Below are 24222 nucleotides of genomic sequence, written 5' to 3'. Positions count from 1 at the left end.
CACGTGTGTCGAGAAGGCGCTCGCGTGACCTCGGCCGATTCCCGGGAGGACGCGGCCGAAGCCACTGTGACGGCCTCGCGAGCCCTGTTGGGGATCATCGCCCGCTCGATGGTGCCGGCGTTGGAGCAGGTGTCGCTCCCGCAGTTCCGGGTGCTGGTCGTTCTCGCCTCGGCCGGTCCGCTGCGCATGGGGGCCCTGGCGGAACGGCTCGGCGTGAACGTGTCCACGTTCAGCCGAATGGCGGATCGTCTCGTCCTGGGCGGTCGGGTCAGACGCGAGGGCAATCCCGACAGCCGACGAGAGGTGATCCTCGCGCTGACCGACAGCGGGCACGAGCTCGTGCGGTCCGTCACCGACCAGCGCCGCACGCTGATCGCAGAGGTTCTGGCACGGATGGATCCGGGCGACCGCGACACGCTCAATGACTCGTTGCGCGCCTTCGACCGGGCCGCCGGCGAACCCGCGGTCGCCGACCTTCTGATCCTGGGGCTGTGATGATCGGCCTGCTCTCCCACATGCCGATGCCTCCCGCAGGAGGTGCCGCCGCGATGACCGGCCCCATGTGGATGCCGACCCAGCCCGTCAGCACGGCGAACCTGTTCGCCGTGCATCCGCAAGCCGATCCCGGTGCTCCCCGTGCTGGGGCTGGCGCTGGCAGTCTGCTACGTCGCCGGCGTGCTGGTCCTGGTCCGCCGCGGCGACAGATGGCCCGTGATCCGGACGACGTGCTGGATGCTGGGCGTGTTCACGATCGAGCTGATGACGGCGACCGGGTTCGACGGCTATGGCATGGAGCTGTTCAGCATCCACATGATCCAGCACATGACGCTGAGCATGGTGACACCGATCCTGCTCGCGCTGGGGGCGCCGATCACGCTCCTGCTGCGCGCGCTCTCCAGCGGCGGCCGCGTCCGTCGCCGGCTCCGCGCCCTGTTGCTGCGCGTCGTGCATTCGGCTCCGGTCGCGTTCATCGCGAACCCGGTCGTGACCGGTCTTCTGTTCCTGTTCAGTCTCTACGTGATGTATTTCACACCGCTGTTCGACGTGCTGATGAGCTCCATGTGGGGCCACAACCTCATGCTCATCCATTTCATGCTGATCGGGATGCTGTACTTCTGGGGAATTCTCGGCGTCGATCCGAACCCGCGCCGAGGTAGCGGCCTGATGGGGCGTGCGGCCAGCCCCGTCGCGCGCATCGCCGAGATGGCCCTGCCGATCCCCTTCCACGCCTTCTTCGGGGTCGTGCTGATGATGGCCAGCACCGCGGTCGTGACCTACTACGCGGTCCCGATGCCGTTCCTGCACGTGACCGCACTCAGCGATCAGCAGACCGCCGGCGGCATCGCCTGGGGATTCACCGAGTTGCCCACCTTGCTGGTCCTCCTGGTGCTGTTCCTGCAATGGCAGCGCGGCGAGGCACGGCACACGGCGGCCGTCGACCGTCGTGTGGAACGGTTCGGCGACATCGAGCTGGACGCCTACAACGCGCGACTGCAGGAACTGGCGACGCGGGACGGCCGACTCGGGTGATGACCGGCGGCGTCATCGGCTTCGCGTTCCTGCTCGGGATGGTCGCGCTGCTGAACCCCTGCGGATTCCCCCTGCTTCCGGTCTACCTCGCCGCCTTCGTCCAGGACGGCCGCCGCAAGCTGGGTCGCGCGCGTGGTGACCGGAACACGGGCCGGGCTGGCGGTGACGATCGGATTCGTCGCAGTGTTCTCGGCCGCAGGACTGCTCGCCGGATCGCTGCACGCGGTCCTGATGGCGGTGGCACCATGGCTGATGATCGCGGTGGCGACGGCCATCGTGGCCCTGGGGATCATGGCAGTGCGGGGGAAGACGGTGCCGATGCATTTCCTGCCGGGGTTCCGCAGCGGCGCGGGCGTGCTCCCGATGATCGGATTCGGCATCGCCTACGCGGTCGGCTCATTGAGCTGCTCCCTGCCCGTCTTCATCGCCGCGGTCGGCGGTGCGCTCACCACCGAGTCGGCTCTCGTGACAGCGGCCGTCGTGGTCGCATATGGGCTGGGCATGGGGCTGCTTGCCATCGTCCTGGCCCTGATCGCTTCGCTCGTCGGCGCGGTCCGGTTCGGCCGGCTGCGACGCATCGCCTCCGGCCTGCCCCGGGCCGCGGGCGTGGTGTGCATCGTGATCGGCGTCTATCTGATCGGGTACTGGGTCGGGCAGGCGGGCGGCCCGCAACTGGTCGCTCCGATCACACGGGTGCTGGAGACCGCCCAGCAGGGGATCGTCGGAGCCATCGAACGGGCCTGGCTTCCCATCGGCGTGGGCGCCGCGGCGTTCGTTCTCGCCGCCCTCATCGTCGCGGCCCATCTCAGCCGCGGCCCCGCGTCGGGCGCGGCATCCCCACCCCCTACCGAGAGGAGAACCCGTGACACGAGACGATAAGAGACCACTGCAGGTCTGGCAGCGCACCTGGGTGCTGTGGATCTCGTCGGCCGGGCTGCTGGCGGTCATCGTGGCGCTGACCCTGGTCGCCGTCGGCGCCGGTCGCGCGCCGTCCGCGCCGCGCGCGGTCGATGTCCTGCCAGCGGGTGTGAATGAGGCGACCGCGAGTCTGCTCGGGGTGGCACCGGTGGCCACCGATCCCGTCTCGGCGCCGTCGTATCGCCTCACCGATCAACGCGGACGCGTCGTGGACCCTGCGAAGCTGCGGGGCAAGGTGGTCGTCCTCACCTTCAGCGACGACCGATGCACCGACCTGTGCGCGATGCTGGCCACCGACATCCTCGCGGCCGACGATGACCTGTCGGCCTCCGCGCGGGGCAAGATCGAGTTCGTCTCGATCAACGCGAACCCCTACTACCCGAAGCCGTCCGACGTGAGGGCCTGGTCCGAGCAGAACGGGCTGGGCACGTTGCCGAACTGGGAGTATCTCACGGGCAGCGCGGCGCAGGCTGAGCGCTGCCGCCCGCGCCTACGGCGTTCCGGTCGAGCTCGACCCTGCCACTCGCACGATCTCGCACGGCAGCCAGATCTTCATCATCGGCCCGCAGGGACGAATCGTGGAGCAGGCCGCGTTCGGCACTGAATCCGCCGACACCGCTCCCTTCGCGCACGGGCTGGCCACGCTCGCGAACGACGCGCTGCCGAGCGCTCAGCGCGGAGAAGTGACCGGCGCCAATCTGGCAGGCGAGATCGCCGGGGGCACCGGCCTCTCAGACACCCCCGCGCCGGTGACCGGTGACGCTCTGGGCGGGACGGGCAACCTGAGCAGCGCGACCTCGCACGGACGGTACACCGTCGTCGACTTCTGGTCATCGACGTGTGCGGCGTGCACGACCCAGCTTCCGGCCGTCCAGACCGAGGCGAGCCGACTGAACGGTGCCGTCGCCTTCCTGGGCGTCGACGTCGGCGACCAGATCGCCACCGGGCGCGCCGTCACCGCCCGCGCGCACGTCGCGTTCCCGAACCTGCGCGACCCGGATGGCGCACAGGCAGCGCGCTTCCGGGTGAGCGAACTCCCCTACACGGTCATCCTCTCGCCCACCGGAGAGGTGCTGGTGCGCCACCCTGGCCTCTTCACCGTCGACGAACTCGACTACGTGCTGCGCGACCTCGACGCCGCGCTGCCGCCTGGCGAGGGGTAGCGCCGCCGGGTCACTCCTCGACCGGCACGGCGTGCGCGACGACGTAGGCCTGCAGGGCCACCCCGATCAGATAGGTGGTCGTGCCCGCGAGGCCGGACAGCAACCACGCCAGATGCACGAGAGGGACGATCGACACCGCCCAGCACACCCCGGTCGCCACGATCAGCGTCACGATGTTCCCGCTCGCCACCAGGTACGGATGCGCGATCACCCGACGTTCTACCGCCGGGCGGTTGCCGTGCCGATGGTGTGCGACCCGGCCGACGACCACATACGCGCTGCACGCGCCGACGAGCAGGAGAACGACCGACAGCAGGTCCGGAAGGCCGTGGTGCTCCACCGTGACCATGGTCGTGCTCCAGATGAGAAGCGTGTACGTGTGCGGGATCGCGACCGTCTCGGTGACCTCGTGGATCAATCGCCCATACGGCGTCCGCGGTCGTGATGTCGTCACAGCGCGACCGCCCGTCGGGTCGAGGCGCCGGCTGGACCGCAGGCGGATGCTTCGGTGCGGTGGATATCTGCGGGGAGGGCCATGCCTCCAGACTGCCACCGCGAGCGGTGGCTTCCCCGCTCGGCAGGGTCGCCACGCTGCCGCGCCGCCCCCGAGGAGAGGCGGTCGCTGGAAGAATGGCGGCAGGAGGGGAGCGACATGGATGACAGCGAGAAGGGTCCGCGCGGCGGCATCCTGGTCGGCGTGCAGCCCGGCCTGCCCGATGCCGTGCTGCACGAGGCCGCGCGCTTGGCCCGCGACCTGCACGTCGACCTCGTATGCGCGCACGTCGACCTCGAGCGGTACACGGTCGGCGAGCACCTGGACGGCTCGGTGCTGACCCGCTCGATCGACCCCGACCTGCCGGACGAGCGCGAGGGCGGGTTCGACTCCAACTTGGCCGCGCACATCGACGAGGTGCTCGCCGGCTCGGGAGTGGCCTGGGTCGGCCGCGAGCTGGCCGGTGATCCGGGCCACGCGCTCGGCCGGCTCGCCGAGACGGTCGACGCCCGCTACATCGTCGTCGGCACCCGCGAAGCCACCATGCGCGAGACGCTCCGCGAGTTCTTCCAGGGGTCGGTCGCCAGCCACCTCGCCCATCGGCAGCACCGCCCCGTGCTCGTGGTGCCGCTGCGTCCGGTGGCCGACGGCGAACCGCTGCCGTGGGAGTGAGCGGCGCGGTGCCGGGAGATCCGCCGGCCGCGGCATCCGCCCCTCGCCCCGTGCATCTGCGCTGGTCGGCGATCGGACTCGTGATCGCCGGCGGCGCGATCGGCACACTCGCGCGGTATGGGCTGTCGCTCGTGCTGCCCGAGTGGGGCGGGATGCCGGTGCCGATCCTCCTGATCAACGTCGTCGGGGCATTCGCCCTGGGCTGGCTGCTGTCGGTGCTGGGTCGGGGCGGGCCCGACGTGGGCCGGCGGCGGATGCCTGCGCCTGTTCGCCGGCACCGGGATCCTGGGCGGCTTCACCACCTACTCGACATTCGCGGTCGGGGCCGACGGCCTGTTCGCGGCCGACCGGCCGTGGCTCGGGATCGCGTATGCGCTGGCCACCGTGATCGTGGGAGCCGCGGCATCCGTCGCCGGCATCGCCCTCGGCGCCCGGACGGGCCGCGGATGATCCCGGTGCTGCTCGCCCTCGGCGTGGCGGTCGCCGGCGGCATCGGCGCCGCCGCGCGAATGGTGCTGGACGGCGCCATCACCGCGGCCACCCGCATCCCGTACCCGGTCGGGACGACCGTGGTCAATGTGACCGGATCGCTCCTGCTCGGCGTGGTGACCGGCCTCGCCTCCGGCCTCGGGCCGTGGGCGCTCGTGCTGGGCACCGGCCTGCTCGGCGGATACACGACCTTCTCCACCGCGAGCTTCGAGACCGTCCGGCTCGCCCAGCAGGGCCGCTGGCGAGCCGCGACCGCGAACGCGTTCGGGATGCTGCTGCTCGCCCTGCTCGCGGCCTGGCTCGGCCTCTGGCTCGGCGGGCTTCGCTGAGCTGGGGCGTGTCGCGGGTCCGGGCGCTTCGTCTCGCTGCGCTCGCTCAGCGACCTTGGGGCTGGTCAGGTCCCTGAGCGAGGAGCGCAGCGACGAGACGAAGGGCCGCGGCCGGTCACACCGGGGTGTAGACCACCAGCTGCAGGTCGAGCCGGTCGGAGGGACGCAGCTGGTGGTGCTCGAACGTGGCCGTCCCGCCGTCCGGCAGGTGGAACACGCGCTCGCGCGACTCGAACCCGCCGACGTCGTACGACTCCCAGCCGGCCCGGAACTCCGGGCTGGCCTCGCTCAGCGCCTGCACCAGCTTGCGCACTCGACGGATCGGCCATCCGCCCCGCCTCCGCCCGGAACTCCGCGAGGAACCGCCGGGACGTGACATCCCAGTCGTCCAGCAGTTCGCGCACCGACGGGTCGGTGAACACGAGCCACAGCAGGTTCCGCTCGGCTGCGGCCACCGCCGCGATGCGCGGGTACAGCCGCTCGTACGCGGCGTTCCACCCCGCCATGCCCCAGTCGGGCGCGAGCGCATAGGCCGGGTGGGCGAGGGCATCCATCAGGCGCTGCACGTGCGCGGGCGCCGGCTCGACGTGCGCCGGCCGCGGGGGAGCGTATCCCGCCAGCGACAGCACGTATCGCCGCTCGGCATCGGTCAGCCGCAGCGCATCGGCCACCGCCGACAGCACCTGCCGGGACGGGTGGATGTCGCGGCCCTGCTCGAGCCACGTGTACCAGGTGATGCTCACCCCGGACGCGACCGCGACCTCTTCGCGGCGCAGGCCCGCCGTCCGCCCCCGTGTGCCCGGCGGCATCCCGCACGCCGCCCGGTCCAGTCGCTCGCGGCGGGAGCGCAGGAAGGCGCCCAGCTCTTGGCGTCGCGGGTCGTGCATCCCCTCAGGGTAGTACTGACACCACTAGCACCAAGACCGTCTGGTGCGGCATCCCACTACCACCCAAGATCGAAGGATGCCCGTCCTGCGTTCTCGTACCGTCACCCATGGCCGCAACATGGCGGGAGCCCGCGCCCTCATGCGCGCCTCCGGCGTGGACGCCGCCGACTTCGGCAAGCCGATCATCGCCGTCGCGAACAGCTTCACCGAGTTCGTCCCCGGCCATACGCACCTGCAGCCCGTGGGCCGGATCGTCTCCGAGGCGATCCATGCCGCCGGCGGCATCGCGCGCGAGTTCAACACGATCGCCGTCGACGACGGCATCGCCATGGGCCATTCCGGGATGCTGTACTCGTTGCCCAGCCGCGACCTCATCGCCGACTCGGTGGAGTACATGGTCAATGCGCACCAGGCCGACGCGCTGGTGTGCATCTCGAACTGCGACAAGATCACGCCCGGGATGCTGCTGGCAGGCGCTGCGGCTGAACATCCCGACCGTGTTCGTCTCGGGCGGCCCGATGGAATCGGGCCGCGCGACCCTGGTCGACGGCACCGTGCGCACTCTCGACCTGGTCGACGCGATCAGCGACGCCGTGAACGAGAACGTGTCGGACGCCGACATCCTGCGCATCGAAGAGTCGGCGTGCCCGACCTGCGGATCGTGCTCGGGCATGTTCACCGCCAACTCGATGAACTGCCTGACCGAGGCGATGGGCCTGGCGCTGCCGGGCAACGGCTCGGTTCTGGCCACGCACACGGCGCGGCGGGCGCTGTACGAGCGGGCGGGCGAGGTGGTCGTCGACATTGCGCACCGCCACTACGACCAGGACGACGACTCGGTGCTGCCGCGCAGCATCGCCACCCCCGCCGCGTTCGGCAACGCGATGGCGATGGACATCGCGATGGGCGGATCGACCAACACGATCCTGCACCTGCTCGCCGCGGCACACGAGGCCGGTGTCGCCTACGGCCTGGACGACATCGACGCGGCGTCGCGCCGCGTGCCGTGCCTGGCCAAGGTCGCGCCCAACGTGGCCGGGTCGCGCACGTACTACATGGAGGACGTCCACCGGGCCGGCGGCATCCCGGCCATCCTCGGCGAGCTTGCCCGCGGTGGTCTGCTCGACGAGAACGTGCACGCGGTGCATGCGGATTCGCTGGGCGAGTGGCTGGATGCCTGGGACATCCGCGGCGGCAAGGCCTCGGACGAGGCACGCGACGTCTGGTACGCCGCCCCGGGCGGAGTGCGGTCTTCGAGCGCGTTCAGCCAGTCCGAACGCTGGCTGGCGCTGGACGAGGATGCCGCGACCGGCTGCATCCGCGATGTCGCACACGCGTACTCCACCGACGGAGGGCTGGCCGTGCTGCGCGGGAACATCGCCGTCGACGGCGCAGTCGTGAAGACCGCCGGCGTCGACCCATCGATCTGGACGTTCTCGGGCCCCGCCGTCGTCTGCGAATCGCAGGAAGAGGCCGTCGAGAAGATCCTGAACAAGCAGATTGGCCCCGGCGACGTCGTCGTTATCCGATACGAGGGTCCGAAGGGAGGCCCGGGCATGCAGGAGATGCTGTACCCGACGTCGTTCCTGAAGGGACGCGGCCTCGGCAAGGAGTGCGCGCTGATCACGGACGGCCGGTTCTCCGGCGGCACGTCGGGCCTGTCGATCGGGCACATCTCGCCCGAGGCGGCGTCGGGCGGGGTGATCGCCCTCGTCGAGGACGGCGACATCGTCTCCATCGACATCCCCACCCGATCCCTGACCCTCGACGTGCCCGACGACGTACTGGACGCTCGGCGTGAGGCGCTGCTGGCCGCAGGTGGATATCAGCCGCGCACGCGGGTGCGCCACGTCTCGGCGGCGCTGCGCGCGTACGCGGTGATGGCGCAGTCGGCTGACAAGGGCGCGGTGCGCGACGTGGATGCCGTCGAGCGGGCCATGGCGCGGGTGGCGGCGGAGGATGCTGCGGCCCAGCCCGCGCTCGCCTGACGGCACGCGGCGCCCTGACGGCGGGCGCGCGCGTCCGGGCTGCCGGCGCGGGCCGGGCTGCCGGCGGGCCGTACTGCTGGCGCGGGCCAAGCTGGGCCATAGCGCGGATCCCGACTCGTCAGAAGTGGTCGCAATGAGCCGACCAATTACGACCACTTCTGACGAGTCACGGGCGGCGGCGACTCGCCGGGGCGCGCGCCGCGGGGTGGGAATCCGGTCGTGGGTCGCGGGTCGTGAACCGTGAGCCGTGGGTCGCGCCACGGCGCCGGCGGCGGAAGATACCGTGGCCCAGCCCGCGCTCGCCTGAAGGAACACTGCTCGCGGCGCCAGGACCTCTGGGAGCCGGTCCGATCGGTGATCGAGTTCTGCGACATGCGCCGCGGACGCGACTGTTGGGGTCACCTATCGATACGCTGTGTGCGACTGGGGTGCCCGGCGACATCGCGATCGCTGCGGCTAGTCCCGTGGCTCGCGGGGGACGTGCACCGAGCGCGCTCGGACGGTTCTCGTGCGCATCAATGACGATGAGGGGAACAGAACGTGGAAATCGCCGACAGGTTGAAGAGTCTCGCTGCAAAGATCGAAGCCCAGCGAGCAGGGATCGAGACCGAAGAGGCGACGAAGAACGCCTTCGTCATGCCGTTCATCTCGATGGTGCTGGGCTACGACGTCTTCAATCCCAACGAGGTGGTGCCTGAATTCACTGCGGATGTCGGCATCAAGCGCGGCGAGAAGATCGATTACGCCATCGTCAAGGGTGACGACGTGCAGATCCTCATGGAGTGCAAGAAAATCGGCGCTCCGCTGAGCGTCAACCACGCGTCTCAGCTGTTCCGGTACTTCGCCGTGGCTCGGGCACGAATCGCAGTTCTCACGGATGGCGACGAGTACCAGTTCTACACGGATCTCGACGCTCCGAACCGGATGGATGAGAAGCCGTTCCTCGTGCTGCGCATCACTGAGCTCGACGAATTCCTCATCCCCGAGCTGCTGAAGCTGACGAAGGATGCGTTCGACATCGACTCAGTGGTGAGCGCCGCTGAGGAACTCAAATACATCGGCGAACTGAAACGCGTGCTCGGCGCACAGTTCCGCGCACCCGACGCCGAATGGGTGCGCTTCCTCGCGACTCGCGTCTACTCGGCACCCTTCACCCAGCGTGTGCGCGATCAGTTCACACCGTTGGTGGGGAAGGCGATGAAGCAGTTCCTCAGCGACCAGGTCAACGAGCGGATCAAGGCTGCCTTGGGTTCGCAGGGCTACGGGAGTGATCGTGACGACGCCTCCGTGTCCGGTTCGGACGCCAGTGAGCGCGTCGCGCAGGCGAGCGCGGCGCAGGTCGAGGATGACTCTCGCGGGATCCAGACGACGTTGGACGAGCTCGAGGCGTACCAGATCGTCCGCGCGATCGCCTGCAGTGAAGTTCCGGCGGTACGGATCGCTCAGCGCGACACCAAGTCCTACTTCGGGGTCCTCCTCGACGACAACAACCGGAAGCCCATCGCTCGGCTTGCACTTCAATGGCGGGCAGCACTACATCGGTCTCTTCGATGAGGAGAAGAGCGAGACACGGCATGCCATTGACGTGAATGACGAGATCTATCAGTTCGCCGAGCAGATCCGCCGGACCGTCCACTATTACGACGACTGACGGTAACGAATTCCTGGGCGCGAGCGCATAGCCTGGTCGTGTGCGCGCCCGTCTGCTCGCGATCCCGCTGCTGGCCGGCGCGGGCGTGCTCGCATGGGGCGAGCTGATGCACTGCCGGGCCAGTCGGCGGCGACTGGGCACCGGGCGGATGCCGGGGCCCGAGGCGGTGGTCGTGCTCGGATTCGGCAACCGCGATGGGCGCGCGAACCTGGTGAATCGCTACCGGGTGCGCGCCGGCATCCGCTCGCTCGACGGGCCGGAGTCGGTCCTCGTGCTGTGCGGGGCGCCGTCGCCGGGCGCACACCCGAGGCCGACGTGATGGCCCGCTATGCCCGGGATGAACTCGGCCATACCGGCCCGCTGCTGCTCGAGCGGGCAGCAGGACGACGGAGGAGAACATCCGCAACGCGATTCCGCTGATCGAGACGGCCGGCACCATCAAGATCGTCTCCGATTCGCTGCACGCTGAGAAGGGGCGCGCGTACCTGTGGATGCCTGCGGCCCGATCTGGCCGTACGGCTCGCCCGCGGACGGGACTACCGGTTCGGCGAGCTCATCCTGCTCAAGCCGATCGCCGCGGTCATGGGTCTCGTCGGGCTTCGCCGGCTATCGCGCCCGGCGTTCTGACGCAGGAGCACCCCCAGTGGCGGAGCGCACCGGTGGGTGTCGTGAGGCACATGCTGTCAGGCGTCTGTTCACGGCACCCACCCAAACGCAAGATCCGCGACGAACTCTGGGCACCCACCGGCCAAGACTCCCCAGCGGTTCAGCCGGTGACGGGTGCCCTTCGTCCTTCACGCCCCCAGTGCGTTTGAACGGTCCCAACGATACATCCCGCTTGTCCCCCAAATGGGGGACATTTCGTGCAGCTTGAGCCAATCCTGAGGTTCGAGGCCGGACCGCGGTGAATCGCAGAAGCGCCCCACGCGGGCCTCGACAGCGAGGCGGGCGCGGGGCGCTCCGGCTGGAACGAATGACCCAGCATTGACCGGGCGGGTTAACGGCGTCGAGCAGAGGAAGCACACTGCCGTTCCCGGTCACCGCCAGACTAGACCCGCACAGCCCCTGATGCTCACCCTCCGGCGCGCGGGGAACCTCACGCGTGACCGGGATTCACTGTGGAGGGGCTGACGGGAATCGAACCCGCGCTGTCTGCTTGGGAAGCAGAAGTTCTGCCATTGAACTACAGCCCCACACGCACAGAGTGCGTTCGGCCAGCATAACAAACTCGACCCGCCCGCCCGCCCAGCCGTGACACGCCCGACGTGCTGCTTGCAGGCGGAGCCGAGGATGCTGCACGATAAGGGCAGTCATTCACGTCCCGCCGCTGCGCGGGGCGCGCGCTCTGGGGAGTTCGCGCGGATGGCGACGGTCGAACTGGGGGACGACATGGCTTTGGAGCACGCGCACGGGGGAATGCCCGCCGGGTGGTACCGCGACAGCGATCCGAGTCGACTGCGCTGGTGGGACGGCGAGGACTGGACCGATCGCGTCGAGCAGGCAGCGCCGTCTCTGCGCGCGGTGCCGCGCAGCGCGGTCCCGGCGATCGCGGGCAGCGCCGTGCCGCTCAGTGCGGTCTCGCGCAGGAGCACCGCGGTCCGGCACGTCGAGCCGCTCGTCGAACGCAACCGCATCGCGGTCTGGGCAGCCATCGTCGGACTGGTCTCGCTGATCGCCGTCGTGATGGCCTGGGTGACCCCGATGCCCGAGTGGGCGGTCCCGACGATCGCGCTGGGTGGCGGCATCCTCACCCTCGTGCTGGGAGCGGTCGCGGGCCGGCGGGCCTCGCAGATCGGCACCGGCCGTGGACCGGCAGTGGTCGCGCTCAGCCTCAGCGCGCTGCTCGTGCTGTCGGGGATCGCGGTGGTGGCCCTGCAACTCGCCCGGGCGACGCTCGCCGGCTGACCGGCATCGAAACGCTCGCCGGACACCGGGCGCCGCCGGTAGGCTGACCTCGTGCTGCTCAGTGACCGCGACATCCGCTTGCAGATCAAATCCGAGCGCATCGCGCTGGACCCCTGGCTCCCGCAGATGGTGCAGCCGTCGAGCGTCGACGTGCGACTGGACCGGTACTTCCGGCTGTTCGACAATCACAAGTATCCGTTCATCGATCCGGCCGACGACCAGCCGGACCTCACCCACCTGATCGACGTCGCCCCCGACGAGCCGTTCGTGCTGCACCCGGGTGAGTTCGCGCTCGGCTCGACCTACGAGCAGATCACGCTGCCCGACGACATCGCCGCGCGGCTGGAGGGCAAGTCGTCGCTGGGCCGGCTCGGCCTGCTCACGCATTCCACCGCCGGGTTCATCGACCCGGGCTTCTCGGGGCACGTGACCCTCGAGCTGTCGAACGTCGCGACTCTGCCGATCAAGCTCTGGCCCGGGATGAAGATCGGGCAGCTGTGCTTCTTCCAGCTGTCGTCGGCTGCCGAGACGCCGTACGGCGCCGGGGCGTACGGCAACCGGTACCAGGGCCAGCGCGGGCCGACGGCATCCCGTTCGTTCCAGAACTTCCACGTGACGGATGTCGGCCGCTCCGAGGCGGGATCGCTCGGCGGCTGACCGGACGCACGTCGAGGCGGTCGATGGGTTGGCGGTTCGGCTGCGCGCACCGCACGATCTATCGTTCCTCGCGCGTCACCGAGTTCGGGGGCCTCTTCCTCGGCACGGCGGGCTGATCCGCGCGGGCGGGGGTGATCTGCACCGGAGAGCTTGCGTCGCCCGAGACGACGGCGGGGCCGGACCTGCTCACGCAGACCCAGCCCCGCCATCTCGTCGCCGCTCAGTCGGCCGACGCGGATTCCTCCGCAGGGGCGCCCGGGGCGCGCCCCGAGCTGAACCCGGCCGCGAAGCCGCGCTCATACGCGCGCTCGGCGCGACGGTGGTCGCGCCCGCCGTGGTGGCGGCGCTCGAACTCGGCGCGCAGGTGCTCGTGGTGGCCGGGGCCGAAGCCGCGACGCCCGGGGCCGAAGCCACGGTCGTCCCACTCGGCATCCGGCGCCCATCCGGCGTGACGATCCCACCCGGCGTGCGGGCCGTGCTCGCATCCGTCCGGGTCGTGGTGCCACGGGCCGTGGTCGTGCCGGACGTCCGGCGCGAAGCCGGGCCGGCGGCCATGGCCGCGGCCGAAGCCGCGTTCCGGCGCGAAGCCGCGTTCCGGCGCGAAGCCGCGTTCCGGCGCGTAGCCGGGGTGGAACCCCGCATGAGTCCCGCCGAAGCCGGGCCGACGGCCGCGGCCACCGCGGGGCATCGGCTGCGATTCATCCCAGCCGAGCTCGCGGGCGATGGCCTCGAGTGAGGCCTGCAGCTGCGCGAACTGGTCGGGGGCGACCGCGCCGGCCACCTTCTGCCGCACGGCGTCGACGCGCTCGGCGAGTCGATCGCGGGCGGCTCGGCCGTCCTCGGTCAGCTGCCAGGCGCCGTCGTCGGCGGTGGTGATCCAGCCGCGCTCGGCGAGCCGTCGGACGTGCTTGCCGCGGTGGGCAAGTCGCCCGGTCATCCACGGGGCGTCCACGGTGCCGGACAGTGCGTTCAGCAGCATCCAGTCACGGCGTGAGACATCCTCGCCGGCGAGAGCCGTCGTGAACTCGCGGGTGATCAGCGCGTCGACCAGGCGCAAGCCATGCACCCAGCGGTCGGCGGTCGGTCGGGGTCGATGCGCCCTCGTCGGGCGCCGGGTCTGTGTCGTTCTCGTTCATCTCTTGGTCCTTTCGGTGCGGTCGCATGAGCGCGGCCGTCAGGCTGCCGAAGCAGTCCATGTCAGATAACATGTATATGCAGTGTGACATGCGATGGCCTTACATGTCAAGTTGCATGTAAATTGGATGTCGTGGCCCCGACATCCGATTCGTCCGCAGACCCTGCCGAGCTGATCGCCGCCGCGCTGGCGCGGCTGCGCGGGCCGCGGCCGCCGCGTCGCGGACCTGAGCCCGGCGACCTCGAGGACGAGTCCGGCGATCACCCGCACCACGGGCACGGCCCCGGCGGTCCGTTCCAGGGCGGGGAGGGCGGGCGGCACGGCCGGCACGCGGGGCCGCACTCCGGCCACGGGATGGGGTTCGATCCGCACATGCACGGCGGTCCTCCGTGGGCATCGTCGCGTGGGCGCTTCGCCGGGCCGGCACGGCTGCGCCTGCTCGAGGCGCTGGCCGCGGCATCCACGCCCCTGTCGGTCGGCGAGATCGCCGAACGCATCGGCGTGGACCAGCCCCGGGCATCCCGGCTCGTGCAGCAGTCCGTGCAGTTCGGGCTCGTACGACGCGAAGCCGACCCCGATGACGCCCGCCGCACCCGGATCGTGATCACCGATCAGGGCACCGCGATCCTGCGCGGGTTCCGCGGGTATCGCCGCGCCGCCGTCGAGGACGCGCTGGCCGACTTCACACCGGAGGAGCGCGCACAGCTCGCCGCGCTGCTGACCAAGCTCGCCGACAGCTGGCCGCGGTAGGCGCGGGCGCCCGCGCGCGGCGCGCCCGGGCCGCGGGCGAGCGTGCTCAGACCGGCACGGGGCGGCGGATGGGGTCCTGGTAGAGGGCCGGGGTCACGGTGATGTCGGTGGCGTCGTCGGTCCAGGACAGCGCCCGGCCGCGCTGCCGCGCCCGGCGCAGGCGGATGAGGCTGCCCGCCAGCGGGGTGCCGATCGCGATCGCAACCGCGCCCGACAGCGTGCGGTCCTCGTGGCCGAGCACGGCCTTCCGCTCGAACGCGGCGTGCAGCGCGCCTCCGCGCGGCTCCGGGACCGGCCGAGCCGGAAGGAGCCCGCGCCGGCGCAGCTCGACGAGCTCCCGGACCCGGTCCCACCAGGTCGAGTCGGCGGGGTCGTGGAAGTAGTTGTCGCGCATCCAGAGCGGGTGGGGATGCCGGAACCGGCGTGCGATCACGTCGTCGGCGTCTCCGAGCAGGCCGCTGCCGCGGAACACCGTGTTCAGCAGCGTCTTGCGCACGCCGAACGCGGCCAGCGCGATCACCGGCACGCCGCGCGCCATGGCCTCGATCGCCGCCGTCGAGCTGACCGTGACCAGCCCCTCGGCCCGATCGAGGACGCGGTGCATCGGCTCGTACGACAGGACGAGGTTGTCGGGGCGGTCCGCGAGCAGGTCGGCCAGTCGCAGCCGTTCGTAGTGCGTCTCGGTCTCGCCCTGCTCGGGCCGAGGCGCAGCTTGAGCACCACCCGCCGGGACGGATCGGCCCTCGCCGCGGCGCGCAGCATGTCGGCGATCGCGCGGCGCTGCTCCGGCTCGCGCGGCACGATGGCCTGGGCGGCGAACACGAGATCGGTGCCGGATGCCGCAAGCCGACGAGGCCCGTGCGAACGGCAGGGTCGCCAGCCCGAGGTCCAGGTCCGCGCCGATCCGGCGGCTCACCTCACGGAAGGCCCGCACCTCGCGCAGCGAGTGCACCACCACGAGGTCCGAGTGCCGCCGGTACTGCACCGCCCCGCGCTGCGCGGGGATCGAGATCCCGGGCAGTCCGGTCACCACGACCGGGCGCTGTGCGAGCCGGTCGACCTCGCGTTGGACCAGCCGGACGAACGGCCCGCGTCCGGCGATGACCACGACATCCGCCCGCAGCTGGGCCAGTCGCGCCGCCAGCTCACCGTGCGCGACGCGGAGCACGGCGTCCGTCGAACCCGCCGCGCCCTCCGTCCCATCCAGCCCGGTCTCGCCCAGTCCGGACCCATCCACCCCGGTCCCGCCCAGCCCCGCCCGGCCCAGCCCCGCCTGGCCCAGCCCCGTCCCGTCCAGCGCGATGGCCTGCTGATCCTCGCTCACCGTGAGCGGCGTGCGCACGATCAGCATCCGCCGGTCGACGTCCGGGAGGGTGTCGAGCATGGCGCCCGCCCACTTCACGTACGAGTCGGCGTCGGCGATCGCGACCACCTGCAGACGGGTGCACCGCCCCGGCTCTGCGCCGGGACGGTGCCTCGTGGATCGGTCCGGCGTCCCGCCCAGGCGGTGCGCCGCAGATCGCTGGACGGCGGTGATCATGCCGGGACGCGGCGCAGCTTCGCCATCGGGGCCAGCTCGCCCGGGAACACGCGCTTCACACCGTCGCCGAGCGCCTCTTCGAGGACGCGGATGTCTCGCACCAGGTGCTCGAGGCCGGCCGGCTCGAGCGAGGCGGCGTGGTCCGAGCCCCACATGGTGCGGTCCAGCGTGATGTGGCGCTCGACCGCGACCGCGCCGAGGGCGACGGCGGCCACCGAGATCTGCAGGCCGCGCTCGTGCCCGGAGTAGCCGACCGGGATGCCGGCGTACCGGTCGCGGAGGGTCGCGATGGTCTTGAGGTTGGCCTCTGCCGGCTCCATCGGGTAGGTCGAGGTGGCGTGCATGAGCACGACCCGCTCCCCACCCAGGGTCTGCAGGGCGGTGTCGATCTGCTCGATCGTCGACATCCCGGTGGACAGGATCACCGGCTTGCCGGTCTCGCGCAAGCGCGGTGAGCAGCTCGAGGTCGGTCAGGCTGGCCGAGGCCACCTTGTGCGCGACGACGTTCAGATCCTCGAGGAACGCGACCGAGGGCACGTCCCACGGAGAGGCGAACCAGTCGAGCCCCGCCATCGTGGCGTAGTCGCTGATCTCGATGTACTGCTCGCGCTCGAACTCGACCCGATAGCGGTACTCCAGGTAGGTCATGGTGCCCCACGGGGTCTCCCGCGGCGTGTCGCGCATGTGCGCCGGGGTGGAGATCTCGGGCGTGCGCTTCTGGAACTTCACCGCGTTCGCGCCCGCGTGGGCGGCGACGTCGATCAGTCGCTTCGCGATCTCGACGTCGCCGTTGTGGTTGAGGCCGATCTCTGCGATCACGTAGACGGGGTGTCCGCCTCCGATGACGTGCGTGCCGATGCTGACGGTCATCTCAGTCCCTTCGCTGTCCTTGGCTTCAGGTTCCGCGGCGTCGGTGAACGCCGCGCAACGCGGGGGTGTCGCCCGGAGGGACGGATGCCGTCAGGTCCCCAACACGCGGGTGACCAGTTCGCGAACGGCCCCGTGCCCGCCGCGTCTGGTGAGCACGACCCGTGCCCGGGCGCGCACCTGCGGGTGGGCGTCGGCCACGGCCACCGGCCAGCCGACCAGCGCCATCGCGCCGAGGTCGTTCACGTCGTTGCCGAGGTAGGCGATCTCGGCCAGCGGGATGCCCGCATCCGCCGCCCACGCGCGCAGCGCCGCCGCCTTGTCGGCCGAGCCGTGGATGACGGGGACCCGGAGCTTGGCCGCGCGGGCGCGCACCACCGGGTTGGTCTCGGTGGACAGGATGAGCAGCGGGATGCCGGCGGTGCGCAGCAGCGCGACCCCCATGCCGTCCTCACGGCTGACCCGCACCTGCTCGCGCCCGTCCTGATCGACCTGCACGGTGTCGTCGGTGTGCACGCCGTCGAAGTCCGTGACCACCGCCCGTGCCGTGATCGGCTCGGGCGCATCCAGCAGTCCGGCCAGGGCGGATGCCACGGCCAGCTGATCCTCATCGTCGATCTCGATCGCGGTGCGCTCGGGCACCTCGACGATGCCGATGCGCCCGAAGAACCGGTGCCGGGCGGCGCGGAACCCGTCCGCGCCGAAGGCGTAGAACGCGCCGGTCTCGACGTAGTGCGGTTCGCGGTCCTGCCGCCGGGGGCGGTGGGATGCCTCGTGCCCGACGGCTGCGGCATCCCCGTCGTCCGTCCGTCGCCACACGAAGGCGAACGACTCGTGGGCCGAGAACGCGCAGTCCCAGCGACCGGAGCGGATGCCGGCCACGGCAGCCGCGATCCCGTCCGTCGGGAGGAAGGGGGATGTCGCCTGGATGAAGACCACGACTTCGAGCCGGGCGCCGGAGCGCTCGAGCTCGTCCATCGCGTGCAGCACCGCGGTCTCGCTCGAGGCGGTGTCGCCGGACAGCTCGGCCGGGCGGCGGATGACGCGCGCCCCGGCCCTGGCCGCGACCGCGGCGATCTCGTCGTCGTCGGTGGAGACCACCACCAGGTCGATGCCGCTCGCGGCGGCGGCCGCCCGCACGGCGCGGGCGATCAGCGGCACGCCACCCACCGGGCGGACGTTCTTGCGCGGCACGCCCTTCGACCCGCCGCGGGCGGGGATGATCGCCGCGACGATCCCGGTCATCGCCCGCGCACCGCCCGCCACGCGCGCTGGCAGCGGCGGCGGAACCCGCGCACCGCCAGTCGCGCCTCGTCCGCGCGACCGTAGCCGCCGGTGCCGCGCAGCGTCCAGGTCAGGCGGCCCAGCCGGGTCGCCCCGGGCAGTCCGAGCTGGGCCAGCCGTGCCGCGGAGAAGTACCGGGTGCGCTCGGCCGGGCTGATCCGGGCCAGCAGCTCTTCGGCCCGCGGCCGCAGCTGCTCGGCGATGCGCGGCTGCATCGCGTACCCGACCGCGTCGACGAGCAGGCTCAAGCTCGCCGGTCGCCGCGAACGGCGAACCCGGGCGGGTGAGCGCGTCGACGATGGTCGCCGGGATGCGATTGCCGTTCTCGAACGGGGCCAGCCGTTCCAGCACGACGTCGTTGCCCACGGCGGCGATCGGCGTGCCGGCCAGCGCCTGCACTGTCGGCAGCGCGGTGGAGAACCCGGCGGCGACCCCGACGGCGCCCAGGCGCACGGCCACGACCTCGGCCGGGACGTCGCCGCCGTAGGTCGTGAACGCGACGCCTCGCTGCAGCGCGCGGGCCCGGACGGCGTCGGTGAGCGCGGGCGGTGCCGACGGGTGCGGCTTGAACACCACCCGCTCCACGCCCCAGTCGCAGGCGCGATCGATCATCTCCTCCTGCATCGCCAGCTCCTCACCGGCCGAGACGATCTCCAGCGCGGTCAGGTACTGGCCGAGGACCAGGGCGGTGCTGGCCGGATCCCGGGCGAGCAGCTGGAGCTCGGCATCCGTCGTCGCCTCGTCGACCTCGGTGATCGCCCGGGCGAACGCCGCCGCCGGGACCGGGATGCGGGCGGCCTGATCGAACAGCAGCGGCTCGATCCCGGGCACCAAGTCGGCGTACACGACGCTCTCGACGCGCTCGACGACCGAGCGCGGCATCCGACTGCGGATCGGCGAGTACGTCATCAGCCCGTCGCCGATGATCGACAGCGTCGCCCGCGAGAACATCGACAGGAAGATGCGGGTCGGGGCGACCTGCGGGGTCTGCACGAACACATGCAGCGGCTCCTCGCCCAGGCCCCACGCACGCCGGAACAGCCGCTCCAGCAGCGGGAGCTCCTGCTCGCGCGGCGACCAGCCGGTGGGATGCAGCGGCGACAGCAGTGCGGTCAGCGGCTCGATCCGGTCGAACCGGCTCAGCAACGGTCGCAGGTGCGGGGCCTCGTCCAGCCCGCGGTGGATCTCGGGGACGGCGGCGGAGTTGATCGGCACCAGGATGCGCTCGTCGGCCGGCTCGACCAGCCCCTCGTCGATGGCCGAGACCGCGGTCATCAGCCCGTACGCGGTATGCAGGGCGAACAGCTGGATCATGCGGTGACCGCCTTGCGCAGCGGTCCGGCCAGCACCCGCCGCCGCGGCTCGCTCAGGCGTGGCAGCGCGCGGACGAGCGCGTCGTGGGCAGCCGGGCCAGCAGCGCGCTCATGCCGTCGCGCAAGCTCGCGGCGCAAGCTCGGGAGACATGGAACGCGCCCGCACCAGGTGGCGCGAGCCGACCGCCAGCACGGTCGCGACCACCTTCGGGACGAACCGGGCGGCCTCGGCATCCGTCTCGACGATGTCGATGACCTGCCCGAACGCGCGCGTGAAGTCCAGCTGGCGCCGATCGCGCACCTGGGTCAGCGAGGTGGAGATGCCGCGGCGATACAGCAGGTGGGGCGCGTCGACGAGAGCGAAGGATGCCGCCTGCAGGTGCAGCCGCCAGATCCAGGGGCGGTCCTCGGCCGTGAACAGGCCCGATGGGAACACCGCGAGCCCGTGCTCGAGCACCGAGCGGTGGAACATGCCGGCCCAGGCATATGGATAGTCGACCATCGTCGAGTCGTCGGCCGGAAGGATGGCCTCACGCGGCGAGAAGACCCGATTGCGCCAGGTGAACGGCGCCTTCACGAGCGCCCGGCGGCGCCCCGTGACGGCCACGTGGTCCGTGCGCACGAAGTCGCAAGCCGAGCGCGCGCACGGCGTCGACCAGGGTCTGCGAGCCGAAGCGGCTGCATCCAGTCGTCGCCGTCGACGAAGCAGAAGAAATCGCCCTCCACGTGGGCCAGACCCTGATTGCGGGCGCTGGCCAGGCCGATCGGCTCGGGGTTCGTGATCAGCTGGGCGTGGCCGAATCGCTCCGCATAGTGCCGCATGTGCGCACCGGTCTCGTCCCGGGAGCCGTCGTCGATGGCCACGAGCTTGAGCGCGCCCGGATCGTCGAACTGGCGCAGCGCTCTCCAGGGTGGTGCCGATGTAGGGTCCGGCATCCTTCGCAGGCAGGATGACCGTCGCGATGGGTCTGTGCACTTCGACTCCCGACGTCGTCCGGTGTTGCTGGCGTGCACAGATCGTGCCAAGCCGGGGTTACGGCATGGAGTCGTCGGGGTGAACGGGCGGTGGCGCCTGTGCCACCGGGAGGCGTGACCTCGCGCCGGGGCGAGCGGGAGGGCGAGTGCGGATGGAGCGGGTGCGGAAGGAGCGGATGCGGATGGGTCAGAGGCGCACGTGCTTGGGCAGCCGGACGAACAGCAGCAGGATCAGGCCGGCCAGCAGCACCAGCACGATGCCCAGGATGCCCCAGTAGGTGGCGCCGAACCAGGCGATGAACAGCGCCCACAGTCCCGGGGCGAGGAAGCTGGCGACCCGCCCGGTGGTGGCGTACAGGCCGAAGATCTCTCCCTGCATGCCGTCCGGGGTCACCCGCGCCAGCAGGGAGCGGGTCGCCGCCTGCGCGGGCCCGACGCAAGCCGACAGCACGAGTCCGCCGATCCAGAACGGCAGCTTGCCGGCGTCGTGCATGAGGAAGACGACGATCGCCATCGCCACCAGGATGCTCAGCGAGGTGATGATCACCGAGCGGGCGCCGTAGCGGTCGTCCAGTCGTCCGGCGAAGATGGTGGCGATGCCCGCGACGACGTTGGCGGCGATACCGAACAGGATCACTTCGTTCGCCGAGAACCCGTAGACGACCGCGGCCAGCACGCCGCCGAACGCGAACACGCCCGCCAGGCCGTCGCGGTACACGGCGCTGGCCAGCAGGAACCAGAACGTCGACCGGTGGTCGCGGTACAGCGCGGCGATGTCCTTGACGAGTTCGACGTAGCTGCGGAAGAACCCGACCCGCGGCGCACCGAGGCTCGACGGGGTCTCGGGCACGTTCACGAACAGCGGGATGGCGAACACGATCGTCCACACCGCGCAAGCCGACCGCGATCAGCCGGTAGGCCAGGCCGTTGGAGGTGTCCATGCCGAACCAGTGCACGGCGTTCAGCACGACGACGATGCCGAGGGCCAGGATGCCGCCGATGTAGCCCATGCCCCAGCCCAGCCCGCTGACCTTGCCGATCGTCTTGGGCGTGGAGACCGTCACCAGGAGGGCGTTGTAGTTCACGCCGGCGATCTCGGAGAACACCGAGCCGACCGCCACGGTGATGGCCCCGAACCAGAAGTAGGCCGGGTCGGCCTGCACGAAGAACAGCGTGAACTGGGTGAGCGCCAGCAGCACCGTCGCGATCAGCAGCCAGCGCTTCTTGCGTCCGGCGCGGTCGGCGCTCTGCCCGAGCACCGGTGCCAGCAGCAGGATGGCGATGCCGGCCCAGAACGCCACGAACCCGTAGCCGCTGCTGAGGTCGGCCAGCGCCTTCTCCTTGATCGGGTCGGAAGGATCCAGCGCGGCGACGTCGGCGGGCAGGAAGCTGTCGGAGACGAGGAACAGCGACACGAAGACGAACGTGAGGACGACGGAGTTGAACGGTTGCGTCGCCCAGTCCCACATCGCCCAGGACCACACCTGCCGGCGGGGTACCGGAGCCGCGTCGGGGGTGGTCGCCATCGCAGCGGTGGAGAAGCGCGGGTCGGGGGCATCGGTGCCGGTCACGAAGCTCACGCTACGGGACAACCGGGGTGGATGCCACGACCCGCCCAGGACGCCGCGGCACGGCACCCGCACACCGAAGTGCAAACTTGAGTCCGTCCATATCAACTTCTTTGACAGCGCGGCATCGGCGACGTACACTTGAGTCATCGCGACTCAACGTCAGTTCCGTCGCTCCGTGACTTCATCAGACAGCCGGGCCGAGGCATCCGTCTCGCCCACGAAAGGAAGAGAACACATGGCACGTGCAGTGGGTATCGACCTCGGAACGACGAACTCCGTCGTCTCCGTCCTCGAGGGCGGCGAGCCGAAGGTCATCGCCAACGCCGAGGGCTTCCGTACGACTCCCTCGGTCGTCGCGTTCACGAAGGACGGCGAGGTGCTGGTCGGCGAGACCGCCAAGCGCCAGGCCGTGACGAACGTCGACCGCACCATCACCTCCGTCAAGCGGCACATGGGCACCGACTGGAAGACCCAGGCCATCGACGGCAAGCAGTTCACGCCGCAGGAGATCTCGGCGCGCATCCTGCAGAAGCTCAAGCGCGACGCCGAGCAGTACCTCGGCGACACCGTGACGGATGCCGTCATCACCGTGCCCGCGTACTTCAACGACGCCGAGCGCCAGGCCACGAAGGAGGCCGGCGAGATCGCGGGCCTGAACGTGCTGCGCATCATCAACGAGCCCACCGCGGCGGCCCTGGCCTACGGCCTGGACAAGGGCAAGGAGGACGAGCTCATCCTGGTGTTCGACCTCGGCGGCGGCACGTTCGACGTGTCCCTGCTCGAGGTGGGCAAGGACGACGACTTCTCCACCATCCAGGTGCGCTCCACCGCCGGTGACAACCGCCTCGGCGGCGACGACTGGGACCAGCGCGTCGTGGACTGGCTGATCAAGCAGTTCAAGGACACCACCGGAGTGGATGTCTCGGGTGACAAGATCGCGCTGCAGCGTCTGAAGGAGGCCGCCGAGCAGGCCAAGAAGGAGCTGTCCAGCTCGACGTCGACCAGCATCTCGCTGCCGTACCTGTCGCTGACCGAGTCGGGCCCGGCGAACCTGCAGGAGACCCTGAGCCGCGCCAAGTTCGAGGACCTCACCAAGGACCTGCTGGACCGCACGAAGAAGCCGTTCGACGACGTCATCCGCGAGGCCGGCATCAAGGTCGCCGACATCGACCACGTCGTGCTGGTGGGCGGATCGACCCGCATGCCCGCCGTGAGCGAGCTGGTCAAGCGCGAGGCCGGCTCCGAGCCGAACAAGGGCGTCAACCCGGATGAGGTCGTCGCCGTCGGCGCCGCCCTGCAGGCCGGCGTCCTGAAGGGCGAGCGCAAGGATGTGCTGCTGATCGACGTGACCCCGCTGTCGCTGGGCATCGAGACCAAGGGCGGCATCATGACCAAGCTCATCGAGCGCAACACGGCCATCCCGACCAAGCGCAGCGAGACCTTCACCACCGCCGACGACAACCAGCCGTCGGTGGCGATCCAGGTCTTCCAGGGCGAGCGCGAGTTCACCCGCGACAACAAGCCGCTGGGCACGTTCGAGCTGACCGGCATCGCGCCGGCCCCGCGCGGCGTGCCGCAGGTCGAGGTCACCTTCGACATCGACGCGAACGGCATCGTGCACGTGTCCGCGAAGGACAAGGGCACCGGCAAGGAGCAGTCGATGACGATCACCGGCGGGTCCAGCCTGCCCAAGGACGACATCGAGCGCATGGTGCGCGAGGCCGAGGAGCACGCCGCCGAGGACAAGAAGCGCCGCGAGTCCGCCGAGACCCGCAACCAGGCCGAGACCCTGTCGTACTCGATCGAGAAGCTGATCAAGGACAACGAGGACAAGCTGCCCGCCGACGTCAAGGACAGCGTGCAGGCCGACGTCGACGCGCTGAAGACCGCGCTGGCCGGCGAGGACGACGACGCCGTGAAGACGGCGTACGACACGCTGAACCAGAGCCAGCAGAAGCTGGGCGAGGCGATCTACCAGGCGGCGCAGGCCGAAGGCGCCCAGGGCGACCCCAACGTCGCCGACCCGGGCAACGGCGAAGTGCCGAACCCCGAGGAGGACGTGGTCGACGCCGAGGTCGTGGACGACGAGGACGAGAAGAAGTAGG

General features: G+C 70.7%; 19 protein-coding genes, 1 tRNA gene and 7 pseudogenes. 15 read left to right on the top strand and 12 right to left on the bottom strand.

Going from position 1 to position 24222, the window contains the following annotated elements; all coding sequences use genetic code 11:
• Window positions 1–24: 24 nt before the first annotated feature.
• From L2X98_RS08620 to L2X98_RS08600, 5 genes are all read left to right on the top strand, one after another.
• Window positions 25–495 carry a MarR family winged helix-turn-helix transcriptional regulator gene (locus L2X98_RS08620; protein ID WP_259612981.1) on the top strand — a complete coding sequence of 157 codons (471 nt, stop codon included), beginning with the start codon at window positions 25–27 and terminating at the stop codon, window positions 493–495.
• Window positions 496–627: 132 nt separating this feature from the next.
• Window positions 628–1530 carry a cytochrome c oxidase assembly protein gene (locus tag L2X98_RS08615; RefSeq protein WP_259612980.1) on the top strand — a complete coding sequence of 301 codons (903 nt, stop codon included), beginning with the start codon at window positions 628–630 and terminating at the stop codon, window positions 1528–1530.
• Between the two features lie 132 nt (window positions 1531–1662).
• Complete coding sequence (locus L2X98_RS08610) at window positions 1663–2409, top strand: cytochrome c biogenesis CcdA family protein (RefSeq protein ID WP_259612979.1); 747 nt, start codon at window positions 1663–1665, stop codon at window positions 2407–2409.
• The gene (locus L2X98_RS08605; RefSeq protein WP_259612978.1) at window positions 2393–3052 is read left to right on the top strand and encodes an SCO family protein; all 660 of its coding nucleotides are present in this window, start codon (window positions 2393–2395) and stop codon (window positions 3050–3052) included. Before L2X98_RS08610 ends, L2X98_RS08605 begins: the two co-directional genes overlap by 17 nt.
• Window positions 3027–3611 carry a TlpA family protein disulfide reductase gene (locus L2X98_RS08600; RefSeq protein ID WP_259612977.1) on the top strand — a complete coding sequence of 195 codons (585 nt, stop codon included), beginning with the start codon at window positions 3027–3029 and terminating at the stop codon, window positions 3609–3611. Before L2X98_RS08605 ends, L2X98_RS08600 begins: the two co-directional genes overlap by 26 nt.
• Before the next feature lie 10 nt (window positions 3612–3621).
• On the opposite strand, the gene L2X98_RS08595 is transcribed toward L2X98_RS08600, so the two are convergent.
• Window positions 3622–4029: a hypothetical protein gene (locus tag L2X98_RS08595; RefSeq protein WP_259612976.1), complete on the bottom strand. Its 408-nt coding sequence runs from the start codon at window positions 4027–4029 to the stop codon at window positions 3622–3624.
• A gap of 234 nt (window positions 4030–4263) precedes the next feature.
• Between L2X98_RS08595 and L2X98_RS08590 the strand changes: the two genes are divergently transcribed.
• The 3 genes and pseudogenes from L2X98_RS08590 (at window position 4264) to L2X98_RS08580 (ending at window position 5594) form a co-directional block, all read left to right on the top strand.
• On the top strand, window positions 4264–4776 hold the full coding sequence (locus L2X98_RS08590; RefSeq protein ID WP_259612975.1) for a universal stress protein: 513 nt from the start codon (window positions 4264–4266) through the stop codon (window positions 4774–4776).
• Window positions 4767–4931: pseudogene (locus L2X98_RS20640) on the top strand (hypothetical protein); the annotation flags it as partial. The gene L2X98_RS08590 and the pseudogene L2X98_RS20640, both read left to right, overlap by 10 nt.
• Before the next feature lie 291 nt (window positions 4932–5222).
• Window positions 5223–5594 (top strand): fluoride efflux transporter FluC, encoded by a 372-nt coding sequence (locus L2X98_RS08580; RefSeq protein ID WP_259612974.1) that lies wholly within the window; start codon window positions 5223–5225, stop codon window positions 5592–5594.
• 115 nt (window positions 5595–5709) lie between these two features.
• On the opposite strand, the pseudogene L2X98_RS08575 reads toward L2X98_RS08580, so the two are convergent.
• A pseudogene (locus L2X98_RS08575) lies at window positions 5710–6481 on the bottom strand (helix-turn-helix transcriptional regulator).
• 76 nt (window positions 6482–6557) lie between these two features.
• On the opposite strand from L2X98_RS08575, the pseudogene ilvD reads away from it, so the two are divergent.
• The 3 genes and pseudogenes from ilvD (at window position 6558) to L2X98_RS08560 (ending at window position 10439) form a co-directional block, all read left to right on the top strand.
• Window positions 6558–8469 (top strand): annotated as a pseudogene (ilvD, locus tag L2X98_RS08570) (dihydroxy-acid dehydratase).
• Window positions 8470–9009: 540 nt separating this feature from the next.
• A pseudogene (locus L2X98_RS08565) lies at window positions 9010–10120 on the top strand (type I restriction enzyme HsdR N-terminal domain-containing protein).
• A gap of 40 nt (window positions 10121–10160) precedes the next feature.
• Window positions 10161–10439: a hypothetical protein gene (locus L2X98_RS08560; protein ID WP_259612973.1), complete on the top strand. Its 279-nt coding sequence runs from the start codon at window positions 10161–10163 to the stop codon at window positions 10437–10439.
• Between the two features lie 800 nt (window positions 10440–11239).
• On the opposite strand, the gene L2X98_RS08555 is transcribed toward L2X98_RS08560, so the two are convergent.
• A tRNA-Gly gene (locus tag L2X98_RS08555) sits at window positions 11240–11313 on the bottom strand.
• Between the two features lie 169 nt (window positions 11314–11482).
• Between L2X98_RS08555 and L2X98_RS08550 the strand changes: the two genes are divergently transcribed.
• Complete coding sequence (locus tag L2X98_RS08550; protein ID WP_259612972.1) at window positions 11483–12025, top strand: DUF2510 domain-containing protein; 543 nt, start codon at window positions 11483–11485, stop codon at window positions 12023–12025.
• A 51-nt stretch (window positions 12026–12076) separates the two neighbouring features.
• The gene (dcd, locus tag L2X98_RS08545) at window positions 12077–12682 is read left to right on the top strand and encodes a dCTP deaminase (protein ID WP_259612971.1); all 606 of its coding nucleotides are present in this window, start codon (window positions 12077–12079) and stop codon (window positions 12680–12682) included.
• Window positions 12683–12902: 220 nt separating this feature from the next.
• On the opposite strand, the gene L2X98_RS08540 is transcribed toward dcd, so the two are convergent.
• Window positions 12903–13739 carry a MarR family winged helix-turn-helix transcriptional regulator gene (locus tag L2X98_RS08540; protein WP_259612970.1) on the bottom strand — a complete coding sequence of 279 codons (837 nt, stop codon included), beginning with the start codon at window positions 13737–13739 and terminating at the stop codon, window positions 12903–12905.
• A 210-nt stretch (window positions 13740–13949) separates the two neighbouring features.
• On the opposite strand from L2X98_RS08540, the gene L2X98_RS08535 reads away from it, so the two are divergent.
• Window positions 13950–14567, top strand: coding sequence for a MarR family winged helix-turn-helix transcriptional regulator (locus tag L2X98_RS08535; RefSeq protein ID WP_259612969.1), 618 nt, complete (start codon window positions 13950–13952; stop codon window positions 14565–14567).
• A 46-nt stretch (window positions 14568–14613) separates the two neighbouring features.
• Here the strand turns inward: L2X98_RS08535 and L2X98_RS08530 are convergent, their stop codons facing one another.
• The 8 genes and pseudogenes from L2X98_RS08530 to L2X98_RS20625 form a co-directional block, all read right to left on the bottom strand.
• Complete coding sequence (locus L2X98_RS08530) at window positions 14614–15999, bottom strand: DUF6716 putative glycosyltransferase (protein ID WP_259612968.1); 1386 nt, start codon at window positions 15997–15999, stop codon at window positions 14614–14616.
• A gap of 104 nt (window positions 16000–16103) precedes the next feature.
• Window positions 16104–16977: pseudogene (locus tag L2X98_RS08525) on the bottom strand (N-acetylneuraminate synthase family protein).
• Window positions 16978–17067: 90 nt separating this feature from the next.
• On the bottom strand, window positions 17068–18219 hold the full coding sequence (locus L2X98_RS22225) for a cytidylyltransferase domain-containing protein (protein WP_435526275.1): 1152 nt from the start codon (window positions 18217–18219) through the stop codon (window positions 17068–17070).
• A gap of 474 nt (window positions 18220–18693) precedes the next feature.
• Window positions 18694–19533 (bottom strand): annotated as a pseudogene (locus L2X98_RS22220) (polysialyltransferase family glycosyltransferase); the annotation flags it as partial.
• Window positions 19534–19680: 147 nt separating this feature from the next.
• On the bottom strand, window positions 19681–20193 hold the full coding sequence (locus tag L2X98_RS08515) for a hypothetical protein (RefSeq protein ID WP_259612966.1): 513 nt from the start codon (window positions 20191–20193) through the stop codon (window positions 19681–19683).
• Entirely contained in the window at window positions 20145–20507 is a 363-nt protein-coding gene (locus tag L2X98_RS08510; RefSeq protein ID WP_259612965.1) for a glycosyltransferase family 2 protein, read from the bottom strand. Before L2X98_RS08510 ends, L2X98_RS08515 begins: the two co-directional genes overlap by 49 nt.
• 226 nt (window positions 20508–20733) lie before the next feature.
• A complete protein-coding gene (locus L2X98_RS20630; RefSeq protein WP_354002967.1) occupies window positions 20734–21435 on the bottom strand; it encodes an MFS transporter in 702 nt (233 codons plus the stop codon).
• A 130-nt stretch (window positions 21436–21565) separates the two neighbouring features.
• Window positions 21566–22015 (bottom strand): annotated as a pseudogene (locus L2X98_RS20625) (MFS transporter); the annotation flags it as partial.
• A 337-nt stretch (window positions 22016–22352) separates the two neighbouring features.
• Between L2X98_RS20625 and dnaK the strand changes: the two are divergent.
• Window positions 22353–24221: a molecular chaperone DnaK gene (gene dnaK, locus L2X98_RS08500; protein WP_259612964.1), complete on the top strand. Its 1869-nt coding sequence runs from the start codon at window positions 22353–22355 to the stop codon at window positions 24219–24221.
• Window position 24222 lies beyond the last annotated feature (1 nt).

It is taken from the genome of Microbacterium elymi, from assembly GCF_021582895.2.
Lineage (GTDB): Bacteria > Actinomycetota > Actinomycetes > Actinomycetales > Microbacteriaceae > Microbacterium > Microbacterium humicola.
Note: the sequence above shows the minus strand (reverse complement) of the source record. Positions and strands in the feature narration are given on the sequence as shown.

Coding starts and splice junctions, on each gene's coding strand:
- L2X98_RS08590 (WP_259612975.1), top strand. CDS start 4,264: ATGGATGACAGCGAGAAGGGTCCGCGCGGCGGCATCCTGGTCGGCGTG.
- L2X98_RS08580 (WP_259612974.1), top strand. CDS start 5,223: ATGATCCCGGTGCTGCTCGCCCTCGGCGTGGCGGTCGCCGGCGGCATC.
- L2X98_RS08550 (WP_259612972.1), top strand. CDS start 11,483: ATGGCGACGGTCGAACTGGGGGACGACATGGCTTTGGAGCACGCGCAC.
- L2X98_RS22225 (WP_435526275.1), bottom strand. CDS start 18,219: ATGACCGGGATCGTCGCGGCGATCATCCCCGCCCGCGGCGGGTCGAAG.
- L2X98_RS08510 (WP_259612965.1), bottom strand. CDS start 20,507: ATGCCGGACCCTACATCGGCACCACCCTGGAGAGCGCTGCGCCAGTTC.
- dnaK (WP_259612964.1), top strand. CDS start 22,353: ATGGCACGTGCAGTGGGTATCGACCTCGGAACGACGAACTCCGTCGTC.